Below are 14,248 nucleotides of genomic sequence, written 5' to 3'. Positions count from 1 at the left end.
GGACTTTGCCGCAGGCAAGACCACGCTGGCGGATCTGGCCAAGCATGCGGCCGGCAATGCGCCCCAGCAGATCAGCGGCCGCCAGGAAGCGTATGAAAACCTGATCAATCAGTATCTGACGCGTTGAGCCTTGCCACTGCACGCGCTTCGCCTCACCTGGCGCGTGCAATGACTGTCTGCATCGCGACGGTGGGCCAGCTACCACACTGCGGCGGCCAGCACTGGCTGCCATGTGATGCGCGACCACAGAGACGTGAGCGCACACCGGCAATGCTGATGTGTTGCATGCAGGCCTGCGAGACGACCACATCCGCCCTGCGGCATGCAGTGATCTGATCGCTACGTTGACTCGGCCGCATCGTCCGCTGTCGGTGCGGCTACCGAATCCCGCTTGACCAGCAGGTGCGCGACCACATGATCGACCATCCTTGCCGTACGCTCCCTGGCGCGAATCGTCTTCAGCAAGATGTCCAGCGCGGCATCGGCCATGGCGGCGATGGGCTGCTGCACGGTGGTGATTTCCGGCCACACCGCAGTGGCGGCAGAGGTGTCGTCGAACCCGACCACCGACAGATCGCGCGGCACATCCAGACCGCGCCGGTGCGCGACCGAGATTGCCGCGGCGGCCATGTCGTCGTTGCTGGCGAAGATGGCGCTGGGGCGACGTTTGCGCGCCAGCAATTTTTCCGCAGCGACCAGGCCGGATTTGTAGGTGTAATCGCCCGGCTGCACCAGGTGCCGATCCATTCGCAAACCGGCGTCGGCCAGCGCCGCCTGAAAGCCTTCGAAGCGCCGCGTGCTGGCCGACAGATTCGGATGCCCGGCGATGTAGCCGATGCGCGTATGCCCCCGTGCGATCAGGTGTTCGGTGATCTCTTTGGCTGCAGCGAATTCGTCGATGCGCACACACGCCACATCCGGGCTGAAATGGTTGGAGGCGATCGCCACCACCGGCACCTTGGCGCGCACCAACTCCAGCACTGCAGCCCTGGATTCGCACAAGGGCGGCGGCAGGATCACACCGGCAACGCCCTTGGCGAGCTTGCGCGCCGCCTTGCGTTCGGCGTCGGCGTCCAGGTCGTCCCAGCAGTCGATCACCAGCTGGATCGACGTACGCGATGCCACCCGCAACACGCCCAGCAGCAACTCGCGCAAGTAGGCGCCGCTGGGATCGCTGTAGATCAACGCAATCCGCGTGCTCTGCGCGGCCGCCAGTGCACTGGCGGCAAGATTGGGCGTGTAGCCCAGCTTGTCGACTGCGCGCATGACCCGTTCGCGGGTGGCATCGCGCACGCTGCCGGTATTGTTGACCACGCGCGAGACCGTCATCGGCGAGACCTTTGCCAGCGCTGCCACCTCGTCGATGGTGGTCGCGCGGCTGGTGCGGCGGACCGATTTCCTGACCTTCTCCAAGCGTGGCCTCTTCAAATGCGTGCAAAAGCTGCGGGATGCACGGGCGCTGCTGCGGTAACGCGGACGCCGAGTGCAGGTATGACAGTGCGAGCCATGGTACCGGGAAGCCGGCAGAGCGGCGATATGCGCCTGCATGCGTCCGTGACGCTCGAGCATGCCGCATGAGCGGGTCTGCAATGAAGCGACATGGCATCGGTGCTGGCGCATTTACGCTGCCGGCATTGATGTGGCTGGCGCTGTTATGCAGTGGCCTGCTGGTCACCGCAAGCGCGCATGCCGAAGATGGCTACGATCTATGGTTGCGCTACCAACCGCTGGCCAATGCCGCGCAATTGCGCGACAGTGCCAGCCAATTGGTCGTCGTTGGCGACTCGCCCACCCTGCACGCAGCACGCGATGAACTGGCGCGCGGCCTGCAGGGATTATTGGGAAGCACACCGCCGCGCGTGGATGCGGTGACGCAGGATGGCGCACTCGTATTGGGCGCCGCCAGCGCGCCACAGATTGCGGCCCTGAAGCTCAATACCGGCCAGTTGGGCCGCGACGGCTATCTCATTCGTAGCGCCGAGATTGATGGGCATCGCGTCACCGCCATTGTCGGGGGCAGCGATATCGGGGTGTTATACGGCACATTCCACCTGTTGCGTCTGCTGCAGACCGGACAGTCGCTTGCGGCGCTGGATGTGCGCACATCGCCACGCCTGCAGCTACGCATGCTCAATCATTGGGACAATCTCGATGGTCTGGTGGAACGTGGCTATGCCGGCGCGTCGCTGTGGAACTGGCAGACGCTGCCCGGCTACCTGGATCCGCGTTACACCGACTACGCGCGTGCCAATGCATCGCTGGGCATCAATGGAACCGTGCTCAACAACGTCAATGCCAACGCCTGGAGTCTGACGCCGCAATACCTCGACAAGGCGGCAGCCTTGGCAAACGTGTTTCGTCCCTACGGGATTGCCGTATTCCTCAGCGCGCGCTTCAGTGCACCGATCGAAATCGGTGGCCTGAAAACCGCCGACCCGCTGGACCCGCAGGTACAGCGCTGGTGGTGCGACACCGCCGACGCCATCTATGCGCGCATTCCGGATTTCGGCGGGTTTCTGGTCAAGGCCAACTCCGAAGGCCAGCCCGGCCCGCAAGACTATGGGCGCAGCCACGCCGACGGCGCGAACCTGCTGGCCGACGCACTGGCGCCACATGGCGGAGTGGTGATGTGGCGCGCCTTTGTTTACTCGCATGAGCAGCCGGACGATCGCGCCAAGCAGGCTTACAGCGAGTTCGTGCCGCTGGATGGTGCATTTGCCGACAACGTGATCGTGCAGGTGAAAAACGGGGCCATCGACTTCCAGCCGCGCGAGCCATTTCACCCGTTGTTCGGTGCGATGCGCAAGACGCCATTGATGCCGGAGTTTCAGATCACCAAGGAATATCTCGGCTTTTCCACCCACCTGGCCTATCTGGGCCCGCTATTTTCCGAGACCTTGCAAGCCGACACCTATGCGCGCGGCAAGGGCTCGACCGTTGCAAAGACAGTGGATGGCCGCTTGTTTCCCGAGAGCAAACGCATACGGCTGACCGGGATCGCCGGCGTGGCCAATATTGGCGCCGATCGCAACTGGAGCGGCTCGATCTTCGATCAGGCCAACTGGTACGCGTACGGGCGGCTGGCGTGGGACCCGCAGCTGTCGCCGCAGGCCATTGCGCAGGAATGGACGCGCATGACATTTTCCAACGATCCGGCGGTGGTCGAGCCGGTGGTGGGCATGATGCTGCGTTCGCGCGAAGCGGTGGTGGACTACATGACTCCGCTCGGTCTGCATCACCTGATGGGGCGCGGCCACCATTACGGCCCGGCACCGTGGGATGCCGGCAGCGAACGCCCGGACTGGGATCCGGTGTATTACCACCGCGCCGACCGCAACGGGATTGGCTTCGACCGCAGCGCCAGCGGCAGCAATGCCGTTGCGCAATATGCGCCGCCCGTGGCGCGCGTATTCGGCGATGTGCAGCGCGTGCCCGAGCCGTTGCTGCTGTGGTTCCATCATGTGCGGTGGGATCACCGCATGGCCTCCGGCAGGCCGCTGTGGGACGAGCTGGTGTGGCGTTACGACCATGGCGTGGCCGAGGTCGCTGCGATGCGCACGACCTGGCAAGGCCTGGCCGGCAAGATCGATGCACAGCGCTACCAGCAGGTCGCCGATTTCCTGGCGATCCAGCAGCGTGAAGCGCAGTGGTGGCGCGATGCCAGCATCGCCTATTTCCAGAACGTGTCCGGGCGCCCGTTGCCTGCAGGCGTCAGCCCGCCGGCGCACCCGCTGGCGTATTACCAGGCACTGACATTTCCGTATGCACCGGGGAAACCGAAGTGAGCGCATGTCGCGTAAAGATAGTGATCGGCACGCTGTCGGCGTTGCTGCTGCCGCAACTTGCGAGCGCAACGGATGCGCCGCTACTGCATCCCATCTTTCAGGACCATGCGGTGCTGCAACGCGATGCGCCGATCCGCCTGTGGGGCGATGCGGCGCCGGGCACACGTGTGACCGTGCAACTGGAGAGGACGCAGGTGCAGGCTCGCGCAGACCGGCAAGGTCACTGGGAAGCGCGCTTGCCCGCGCACGCCGCCGGCGGCCCGTACAGCCTGAAGGCCAGCGCTGCCAACGGTGCGATGCAGCAGATCGATGATGTGCTGATCGGCGATGTCTGGCTGTGCTCGGGGCAATCGAACATGGAATTGCAGGTGCATCGCACGCTGGATTCGCGCAGCGAGATCGCCGATGCCGACCACCCCAGCATCCGCATGTTCAAGGTGCCCGCACAATCCAGCCCGACACCGCAACGCGGTCTCGGCGGCACTGCAACCTGGCAGCGCACCAAACCGGAGACGGTCAAAGACTTTTCGGCTGCCTGTTATTACTTCGCACGCGAGTTGCAGAAGAAGGTCGACGTGCCGATGGGGTTGATCAATGCGTCGTGGGGCGGTTCGCAACTGCAGGCCTGGATCGGCGACAAGGCCCTGCGTGCCGCCGGCGACGATGGTCCGGCACTGGATGTGCTGGCGCGCTATGCAACCGACCCGGTCGCGGCCGCACCGCGTTGGGCCGCACTATGGGAACGCTGGTGGCGTGCCCATGGCGAAAGCGAGCCGTGGCAGCCGGATGCGCCGGGCGACTGGCAGAGCGCGCCGTCGGCCTTGGGCGCATGGGACGACTGGGGCGTGCCGCAACTGGTCGGCTTCAACGGCATGGTCTGGTACCGCACCAGCGTCGAACTGACCCCGGCACAGGCCGCACAGGACGCCACGTTGCTACTCGGTCCGGTAGACGAACTGGACCAGACCTGGGTCAACGGACGCGGCGTGGGCAGCAGCTACGGCGCCGACCAGCCGCGTCGCTACGCGTTGCCGCGCGGGCAGCTGCATGCCGGGCGCAACAGCATCGTGCTCAATGTGCTCAACACCTACCGGCGCGGCGGGCTGCTGGGCGACGCGCCATCGCGCGCACTGCAATTTGCAGACGGCAGCACCGTGGCGCTGGACGCGCCCTGGCAATACCGCATCGTGCCGCAGGCAGTGGGCACGCCACCGCGCGCACCGTGGTCGTCGGCGGCCGGGCTGACCACCTTGTACAACGGCATGATCGCGCCGCTGGAACACCTGGGCCTGCGCGGCGTGCTGTGGTACCAGGGCGAATCCAATACCGGCGATGCAGCGCGCTACCCGGCCTTGCTCACTGCCTGGCAGCGCGACTGGCGGCAGCGCTTCGGCGCAGCCCTGCCGCTGCTGGTGGTGCAGCTGGCCAATTACGGCGCACCGCCTACCCAGCCAACCGACAGCGGCTGGGCGCAATTGCGCGATGCGCAGCGGCGTTTCGTGGCCAGCGACGCGCACGCAGGGTTGGCGGTGGCAATCGATATCGGCGACCGCTACGACATCCATCCGGCCAACAAGCAGGAGCTGGGCCGACGCCTGGCGCGCGCGGCGCGGCACGTGGTGTATGGCGAAGCGATTGCACCTTCCGGCCCGGTCGCGCGCAACGCGCGCCGCGAGGGCGAGAGCGTGCGCATTGGCTTCGACGATGTCGACACCGCGCTGGTGAGTTACGGCAACGACGCGCCGATCGGCTTCGAGCTCTGCGGCGATGCGGCCGGCAGCTGCCGTTACGCCAGTGCCACGCTGTCCGGGCGCGAGATCGGCCTGCGTCTTCCTGCCGGCGTGCAGGCCACACGGGTGCGTTACTGCTGGGCCGACAGCCCTGTGTGCACCTTGTACGACCGCAGCGGCCTGCCGGCCGGCCCGTTCGAACTTCCCATCACTGCCACCTCTTCCCCCTGAGCGAGATCACGATGTCACAGACTTCCGACTCCCCTGCACCGCTGCAAGGCTCTGCCCGCGACCGCGAGATCGTCGAGGCGCGCGTCATCGTCACCTGCCCGGGGCGCAATTTCGTCACCTTGAAGATCCGCACGCGCTCGGGCATCACCGGTGTGGGCGATGCCACGCTCAACGGGCGCGAACTGGCGGTGGCCGCGTATCTGCAGGAACACCTGGTGCCGAATCTGATCGGCCGCGATGCCGGGCGCATCGAAGACATCTGGCAGTTCTTCTACCGCGGCGCGTACTGGCGGCGCGGCCCGGTGACGATGAGCGCGATTGCCGCGGTGGATGTGGCGTTGTGGGACATCCTGGGCAAGATGGCCGGCATGCCGCTGTATCAGCTGCTCGGTGGGCGCTCACGCGAAGGTGCGCTGGTGTACGGGCATGCCAACGGGCGCGATATCGCCGAAACCAGCGACGAAGTGGGCCGTTTCCGCGAGATGGGCTTTATCGCCATTCGCGCGCAATGCGGCGTGCCAGGCATTAAGAAGACCTACGGCATTTCTGTCGGCGGCAAGCCGTACGAACCGGCCGAAAGCGAGCTGCCCACCGAAACCGTATGGTCCACGCCGCGCTACCTCGGCGTCGTGCCGCGCCTGTTCGAGCAACTGCGCGCCGACCATGGCGACGAGATCGAGCTGCTGCACGATGCGCACCACCGGCTCACCCCGATCGAAGCCGCACGCCTGGGCCGCGATCTGGAACCGTACCGGCTGTTCTGGCTGGAAGACGCCACCCCGGCGGAAAACCAGCGTGCGTTCGAGATCATTCGCCAGCACACGGTGACGCCGCTGGCGGTGGGCGAGGTGTTCAATTCGATCTGGGACTGCAAGCACCTGATCGAGCAGCAACTGATCGACTACATCCGCACCACGATCGTCCACGCCGGCGGTCTCACCCATGTGCGCCGGCTGGCCGATTTCGCCGCGCTGCATCAGGTGCGCACCGGCTTCCACGGGGCCACCGACCTCTCGCCGGTGTGCATGGGCGCCGCCTTGCACTTCGACACCTGGGTACCCAATTTCGGCATCCAGGAATACATGTTCCATTCCGACCAAGCCAATGCGGTATTCCCGCACGACTACCACTTCCGCGATGGCCGCCTGCACTGCGGCGAGACGCCGGGGCATGGCGTGGACATCGACGAAGCGCTTGCAGCGAAGTATCCCTACGTGCCCAAGCAGTTGCCGATCGCGCGACTGGAAGACGGCGCGATGTGGGATTGGTGATGCGCGCGTTTTCTGCCACGTGTGTGGCCCTGCTGATGGCCTTGGCGGTGCCTGCGAACACGCAGGCGCAGGCCTCTGCCGATGTTGCGTTCGACTGGTTCGAATACCGCGGCGACGATGCGGTATTCGCCACGCCGCTACCGGCCGGGCACTACCGCAATCCGGTGTTGGCCGGGTTCTACCCGGACCCCAGCATCACGCGCGTGGGAGAGCGCTATTACCTGGTCAATTCGACGTTCACGTATTTCCCGGCGATCCCGGTGCTGGAGAGTACCGATCTTGTGCATTGGACCCAGATCGGCAACGTGGTCGACCGCCGCGAGCAGCTCGATTACGACGGGCTGCGCATGTCGCGCGGCATGTATGCCGCCAGCATCCGCCATCACGACGGGCGCTTTTACGTGGTGGGCACCTCGGTCGATAGCGGTGGCAATTTCATCGCCAGTGCCAACGATCCCGCGGGCCCATGGTCGGCATTGACGTGGTTGCCCAGCATCGACGGCATCGACCCGTCCCTGTTCTTCGATACCGATGGCAGCGCCTACTTGCTCAACAACGGCCCGCCGGAGGGCCCGCCGCTGTACGACGGGCATCGCGCCATCTGGATGCAGCGCTTCGATATCGCGAAGAATGCACCAGTCGGCCCGCGCAAGGTGTTGCTCAATGGCGGCGTGGATCTGGCCAGCAAGCCGATCTGGATCGAAGGCCCGCACCTGTATCAACGCGACGGGTGGTACTACCTCTCGTGCGCCGAGGGCGGCACGGGGCCGCAGCATTCGCAGGTGGTGTTGCGCAGCCGCACCGTGTGGGGGCCGTATGCACCGGCACCGAACAACCCCATCCTGACCCAACGCGACCTGCCGGCCGAGCGCGCGCATCCGATCAGTAATGCCGGCCACGTGGACCTGGTCGACACACCCGATGGGCAGTGGTGGGCGGTGTTTCTCGCCAGCCGTCCGTATCGCGGCGATCGCTACAACACCGGGCGCGAAACGTTTTTGCTGCCCGTGCAGTGGCGCGATGGCTGGCCCTCGATCCTGCCGGCGGGACAGCCGATTCCTTACATCGCCAAGGCGCCCGCTGGCATGAAGGCACCTGCCACGCAGGCGCCATTGTCGGGCAACTTCGTCTGGCACGACGATTTCGATCACACCACGCTGCAACGCGAATGGCTGACCGTGCGCGTGCCAAAGCACGACGTGGCCGACCTGCGCACGCGGGCGGGCTGGTTGACGCTGCATGCCGACGCACACGGGCTGGACGGTACCGGCACACCCGCGTTTCTCGCACGCCGCCAGCAACATATGCGTTTCACCGCCAGCACCGCACTGGAGGTGCCGACCCAGGCAGGCATCAGTGCAGGCTTGGCCGCATTTCAGAATTCGACCGCGTGGTACGCATTCGGCATTCGTCGCGATGGCGATGCCGTGCAGGTGTTTCTGGACAAGCGCGATGGCGCGGCCACCACCACGCTGGCGCAGGCTCGCATCCCGGCCACGGCACAGCTGCGGCTGCAGATCAGCGGCGATGGCGGTGCGTATAGCTTCGCCTTCGATGCCGATGGCCGCGGCTGGCAATGGCTACGCCGCAACGACGATGCCGGCTTTCTCAGCACCGCACAGGCCGGCGGTTTCGTCGGCAGCATGATCGGGCCTTTTGCCCAATCGCACCCCGACCGCTCTTCACAGGACTGACCATGCCTTCGCATCCGCCCACCCCGTTTCGTTCGCTCGCGCAGGGTGTCCTGCTTGCATTCGGGTGCGCTACAGGCGCTGCCCAGGCCGCCACGCCGCCGCCGTATCTGGACACGCAGCGCTCTTTCGAGGCACGCGCGGCCGATCTGGTGTCGCGCATGACCCTGGAAGAAAAGGCCGCGCAGATGCAGAACGCCGCACCGGCGATTCCACGGCTACAGGTGCCTGCCTACGATTGGTGGAACGAGGCGCTGCATGGCGTGGCGCGCGCCGGCGGGGCGACGGTGTTCCCGCAGGCGATCGGCATGGCCGCCACCTTCGACCTGCCGCTGATGCACGAGGTCGCCACCGCGATCAGCGACGAGGCACGCGCCAAGCACCATCAGTTCCTGCGCCAGAACCAGCACGCGCGCTATCAGGGGCTGACCTTCTGGTCGCCGAACATCAATATCTTCCGTGATCCGCGCTGGGGCCGCGGCCAGGAAACCTACGGCGAGGATCCCTTCCTCACTGCGCGCATGGGCGTGACCTTCGTGCAGGGCCTGCAGGGCGAAGGCGCCGACGCGCCGAAGAACGCGCAGGGCGAGCGCTACCGCAAGCTCGACGCCACCGCCAAGCATTTCGCCGTGCACAGCGGCCCGGAAGCCGATCGTCACCACTTCGATGCGCGCCCCTCCCAGCGCGACCTGTACGAGACCTACCTGCCGGCGTTCGAGGCACTGGTCAAGGAGGGCAAGGTGGATGCGGTGATGGGCGCCTACAACCGCGTGTACGGCGAGTCGGCCAGCGCCAGCAAGTTCCTGCTGCAGGATGTACTGCGTGACCAATGGGGCTTCAGGGGCTACGTGGTGTCCGACTGCTGGGCGATCGTGGATATCTGGAAGCACCACAAGATCGTCGCCACCCGCGAACAAGCCGCTGCGCTGGCGGTCAAGCACGGCACCGAGCTGGAATGCGGGGAGGAGTACGCCACCCTGCCGGCAGCGGTCCGCCAGGGCCTGATCGACGAAGCGCAGATCGACACCGCGTTGAAGACCTTGATGACCGCGCGCATGCGCCTGGGCATGTTCGATCCGCCCGGGCAGTTGCCGTGGTCGACGATTCCCGCCTCGGTCAACCAATCGCCGGCGCACGATGCGCTGGCACGACGCACCGCGCGCGAATCGCTGGTGCTGTTGAAGAACGATGGCCTGCTGCCGTTGTCGCGCGCCAAGTTCAAGCGCATCGCGGTGATCGGCCCCACCGCCGACGACACCATGGCGCTGCTGGGCAATTACTACGGCACGCCGGCCGCGCCGGTCACCGTGCTGCAAGGCATCCGAGCCGCGGCCCCGAATGCGCAGGTGCTGTATGCGCGCGGCGCCGATCTGGTCGAGGGGCGCGACGATCCCGCCGCCACCCCGTTGATCGAACCGCAATACCTGCGGCCATCGGCCAACTCGCCCGAGCGCGGTTTGCGTGGCGAGTACTTCCGCAATCGCGACTTGTCGGGTAAGCCGGCCCTGGTGCGGGTGGATGCGCAGATCGGCTTCAAATGGGACCGTGGCTCGCCGACCGACAACCTGCTGGCGCGTGGCGAAGCCGGGCCAAGCGAAGCGGTGCCGGCGGACAACTTCAGCATCCGCTGGAGCGGCCAGCTGGTCCCGCCGACCACCGGCACCTACCACCTGGAAGCGGCCGCCGACGACGGCGTGCGCCTGTACCTGGACGGCAAGCCGGTGATCGACCGCTGGAGCGCCAGCGACCGCCTGCACGCCGATGGCGTCGACGTGCAGCTGCAGGCCGGCCGCGCCTACGAGGTGCGGCTGGAATACTTCGAAGGCGAGCGCGATGCCGCCGTGCGTCTGGCCTGGCGCCAACCCGGGGCCAGGCCACCCTTGCAGGAGGCGCTGGACGTGGCACGCAGCGCTGATGTGGTGGTCTTCGTCGGTGGCCTGACCGGCGATGTCGAAGGCGAGGAAATGAAGGTGAATTACCCCGGCTTTGCCGGCGGCGACCGCACCGACCTGCGCCTGCCCAAGCCGCAGCGCGACCTGCTCGAAGCCTTGCAGGCCACCGGCAAGCCGGTGGTGGCGGTGCTGACCACCGGCTCGGCGCTGGCCATCGATTGGGCGCAGCAGCACCTGCCGGCGATCCTGCTGGCCTGGTATCCCGGCCAGCGCGGCGGCACCGCGGTGGCCGACACGCTGTTCGGCGATGCCAATCCGGGCGGCCGCTTGCCGGTGACGTTCTACAAGGAAAGCGAAACACTGCCGGCGTTCGACGACTACGCCATGCGCGGCCGCACCTACCGCTACTTCGGCGGCACGCCGCTGTATCCGTTCGGCCACGGCCTGTCGTACACGCAGTTCGCCTATTCCGGACTGCGCCTGGACCGCACCACCATCGCAACCGATGGCTCGCTCACTGCCACCGTCACGGTCAAGAACACCGGCCAGCGCGCGGGCGATGAGGTGGTGCAGCTGTATCTGCATCCGCTCGCCCCGCAACGCGAACGTGCCGGCAAGGAATTGCACGGATTTCAACGTATCGCCCTGCAGCCGGGCGAGCAGCGCGAGCTAGGCTTCACCATCAACGCAAAGGATGCACTGCGGCTCTACGACGCGCAGCGCAAGGCGTATGGGGTGGACCCAGGCGCCTATGAAGTGCAGATCGGCGCCTCCAGTGCGGATATCCGCGCCAGGCAGCGCTTTACCGTGACCGACAAGTAGCAGCCGCTGACACTCTCGCCATGCGGCCGTGGGTAAACAATCCCTTCGGCTGCGGATTTCTTCAAAACCCCCTCTCCTCCCGGGAGAGGGGTTGGGGTGAGGGTTCGGCGTAGCCCCTCCTCCAGACACCCCTACCTCGCAGGCGACACGATGCACGCACCACGTCTTTCGCTCGACACCCTCGGCACATTGCCGCCGGTGGTTGCAACGCCCAGCTATGACCTGGCAAGCACCACCATCGGCATCGTGCATCTCGGCGCAGGCGCCTTCCACCGTGCTCACCAGGCCGTCTATATCGACGACCTGCTTGCCGAAGACCCCAGCTGGGCCATCAGCGCCGTCTCGCTGCATCGCCCGCAGGTGCGCGATGCCTTACGTCCGCAAGAGGGCCTGTACACCCTCGCCCTGCTCGACGAACACCCGCAACTGCGCGTCATCGGGGCCATCGGCGAGGTGCTCTGCGCCGCAGACGAACACGCTGCCGTGCTCGCGCGCCTTGCCGACCCGGCAGTACGCCTGGTCACGCTGACCATCACCGAGAAAGGCTATTGCCTGGCCGGCGACACGCTCGACCTCTCGCATCCGGACATCGCGCACGATATCGCCCATCCCGCAACTCCACAGAGCGCCATCGGCTACCTCGTGGCCGGGCTGCGGCAGCGCATGCACAACGGCACCGCGCCGTTCACTGCGCTGAGCTGCGACAACCTCACCGACAACGGCACGCTGCTGCAGCGCGCGGTTGTGCGGCTCGCAGCGCAGGTCGACCCGGCGCTTGCGGAATGGATCGCGCAGCACGCCGCCTTCCCGCGCTCGATGGTCGACAGCATCACGCCCGCCACCGATGATGCGCTGCGCGCGCGCATCCACGATCAGCTTGGCGTGCACGATGCCTGGCCGATCCAGCGCGAGCGCTACAGCCAGTGGGTGATCGAAGACCGTTTCTGCAATGGTCGCCCTGCATTCGAGCGCGCAGGCGTCACCCTGAGCGAAGACATCGCCGGCTACGCGCGCGCCAAGCTGCGTCTGCTCAACGCGCCGCACTCGGCGCTGGCGTATCTCGGCAGCCTGCTGAACCTGGACACCGTGGCCGACGCCATGCGTCACCGCGAACTTGCCGCGTACGTGCAAACATTGATGCGCGCGGAGATCGCACCCACCTTGCAGACCATGGACGGCTTTGATGCGCAAGGCTACAGCGACGCCATCCTTGCCCGTTTTCGCAATCCCGCCATCCGCCACCTGCTCGCCCAGATCGCCTGGGACGGCTCGCAGAAAATTCCGGTGCGACTGCTCGGCACGATCGGCGATGCACTCGCTACCGGCCAACCGATCCGGCACCTATGCCTGGCCGTTGCCGCGTGGCTGCACTTCGTCCGCAGGCAGGCGCACAACGGCGTTCCGCTGACCGACCCGATGAACGATGCCCTCGGTGCGCATGGTCGCAATGCGACTGGCGATGCCGGTCATGATGTTGCCGCCTTCCTGACACTGGAGGCGGTGTTCGGATCGTTGTCCGCAGACGCGCGTTTTTGTGCGTCTTTGCAGGCGGCTTATGCAGCGCTTGGCACGGCCACCCCGACTGACGTGACACACGCCCTTGGGTCGATGGGTGAGGTGTAAGACGGTGCGCAGAACCATCTCATTGCGCCAGCGGGCGCCATCAGGCCGGTGAGCAGCGCAGTCGCCTCGCTCATGCAATGCATCACCCTGACGCGATCACCTGCCCAATCCGCAGCAGATTGCCGCTCTCATCGACGATGGCGAACTCACGCATGCCCCAGGGCTTGTCGCCAACCGGGTCGAGCCGTGGAATGCCTCGCTCGGGCAAGGCGGTGAGCTGCATCGCTGCGTGGACGGCATCCACATCGCCGACCCTGATGTAACAGCCCGCATAACAGTCGGCCGGATCCAGATCCGGATGCGCGAAGAAGTGCAGCTCCACATAGCCACGTCGCAGGATTGCGTAACCTGCATCGTGCGGATGCGCATCGCCGACAAAGCCCAGTTGCCGATAGAACGCCACCGTCTGCGGAATCGAGCGGCTTGGCAGGGTTGGGATGGTTTGCGCCTCTATGTTGATGCTGGTGTCCATTACCAATCTCCATGGGTCCACGTTTCAGAAGCGCTCATGTGCGCAGCTCGATGGAAGTGACAGGCTCGCTCCCCACGCGCCTTAAAAGTCCTGGCGGCGGTTACGGTATCAAACCGTATTCGGTCGCGTGACGCCACGCGTCTCCGACAGACGCATCAGCACTACGATCACCAGGACCAGAAAGCTCAGCTCCCATACGTAGAAGGCTGCGCCTATCCGGTCGATCATCACTTCGTGTCCGGCTTCGTTTTTCAGATAGCGGGTGGCACGAAAGGTATCCATGCCGATCAGGCATGCCGACAGCAGCAGGCCCAATGCCGTCCTATCTGATTTGAAGAGGTAACAGAGCCACGCACTGAAGAACAGCAGGTTGCCTAACCAGGCGACGCATTGGCCGTCGAGCACCTGGATCCAGCCGAACAGGAGCAGGACAACGCCGCTCACGTGCTCGGCACCACCATGCAGTGCAGGAAGGCAGAGTGCGGCAACGTACAAAAGGGCCGACGCGACCAGCAACAATGTTTTCACGCACGTCCTTGTTTGAGAATGTGAGCGTGCCGCCTTGCGATGTCCGAGACGTGCCGCCAAACCGCTTCCTGCGAACTAGGGCCTGTTAACACATCCGAAGCCCATCAACGACTAGGACGAAGCTGAGGAATCCAAGGAACATGACATCCAGCTTCTCGAAGCGCGAGAAAATCCGGCGGTAGCCTTTCAAGCGACGGAACAGT

The 14,248-nt window shown here is 65.6% G+C and carries 10 protein-coding genes and 1 pseudogene; 7 read left to right on the top strand and 4 right to left on the bottom strand.

The annotated features are described in order from the left end of the window. Positions 1-127: hypothetical protein (locus tag F7R02_RS27745; RefSeq protein ID WP_284176098.1), on the top strand; the 127-nt coding region annotated here is incomplete at its 5' end. Positions 128-339: 212 nt separating this feature from the next. On the opposite strand, the gene F7R02_RS21930 is transcribed toward F7R02_RS27745, so the two are convergent. Beyond that, on the bottom strand, positions 340-1,413 hold the full coding sequence (locus tag F7R02_RS21930; protein WP_015471394.1) for a LacI family DNA-binding transcriptional regulator: 1,074 nt from the start codon (positions 1,411-1,413) through the stop codon (positions 340-342). A gap of 176 nt (positions 1,414-1,589) precedes the next feature. On the opposite strand from F7R02_RS21930, the gene F7R02_RS21925 reads away from it, so the two are divergent. The 6 genes from F7R02_RS21925 (at position 1,590) to F7R02_RS21900 (ending at position 13,045) form a co-directional block, all read left to right on the top strand. Then, complete coding sequence (locus F7R02_RS21925; protein WP_078590596.1) at positions 1,590-3,785, top strand: alpha-glucuronidase family glycosyl hydrolase; 2,196 nt, start codon at positions 1,590-1,592, stop codon at positions 3,783-3,785. Beyond that, a complete protein-coding gene (locus F7R02_RS21920; RefSeq protein ID WP_078590594.1) occupies positions 3,782-5,746 on the top strand; it encodes a sialate O-acetylesterase in 1,965 nt (654 codons plus the stop codon). Before F7R02_RS21925 ends, F7R02_RS21920 begins: the two co-directional genes overlap by 4 nt. An 11-nt stretch (positions 5,747-5,757) precedes the next feature. Next, positions 5,758-7,017, top strand: coding sequence for a D-mannonate dehydratase ManD (gene manD, locus F7R02_RS21915; protein ID WP_005922862.1), 1,260 nt, complete (start codon positions 5,758-5,760; stop codon positions 7,015-7,017). Positions 7,018-7,040: 23 nt separating this feature from the next. Then, complete coding sequence (locus F7R02_RS21910; RefSeq protein WP_172107352.1) at positions 7,041-8,711, top strand: glycoside hydrolase family 43 protein; 1,671 nt, start codon at positions 7,041-7,043, stop codon at positions 8,709-8,711. Positions 8,712-8,713: 2 nt separating this feature from the next. Continuing rightward, entirely contained in the window at positions 8,714-11,422 is a 2,709-nt protein-coding gene (locus F7R02_RS21905) for a glycoside hydrolase family 3 protein (protein WP_078590592.1), read from the top strand. A gap of 150 nt (positions 11,423-11,572) precedes the next feature. Next, entirely contained in the window at positions 11,573-13,045 is a 1,473-nt protein-coding gene (locus F7R02_RS21900) for a mannitol dehydrogenase family protein (RefSeq protein WP_078590590.1), read from the top strand. Between the two features lie 82 nt (positions 13,046-13,127). Here the strand turns inward: F7R02_RS21900 and F7R02_RS21895 are convergent, their stop codons facing one another. The 3 genes and pseudogenes from F7R02_RS21895 to F7R02_RS21885 form a co-directional block, all read right to left on the bottom strand. Then, a complete protein-coding gene (locus tag F7R02_RS21895; protein WP_078590589.1) occupies positions 13,128-13,517 on the bottom strand; it encodes a bleomycin resistance protein in 390 nt (129 codons plus the stop codon). 108 nt (positions 13,518-13,625) lie between these two features. After that, entirely contained in the window at positions 13,626-14,036 is a 411-nt protein-coding gene (locus F7R02_RS21890; RefSeq protein ID WP_008577812.1) for a hypothetical protein, read from the bottom strand. 94 nt (positions 14,037-14,130) lie between these two features. Then, positions 14,131-14,248, bottom strand: a pseudogene (locus tag F7R02_RS21885) (IS5-like element ISCARN85 family transposase); the annotation flags it as partial.

This window comes from Xanthomonas cissicola (genome assembly GCF_008801575.1).
Classification (GTDB): Bacteria; Pseudomonadota; Gammaproteobacteria; order Xanthomonadales; family Xanthomonadaceae; genus Xanthomonas; species Xanthomonas cissicola.
Note: the sequence above shows the minus strand (reverse complement) of the source record. Positions and strands in the feature narration are given on the sequence as shown.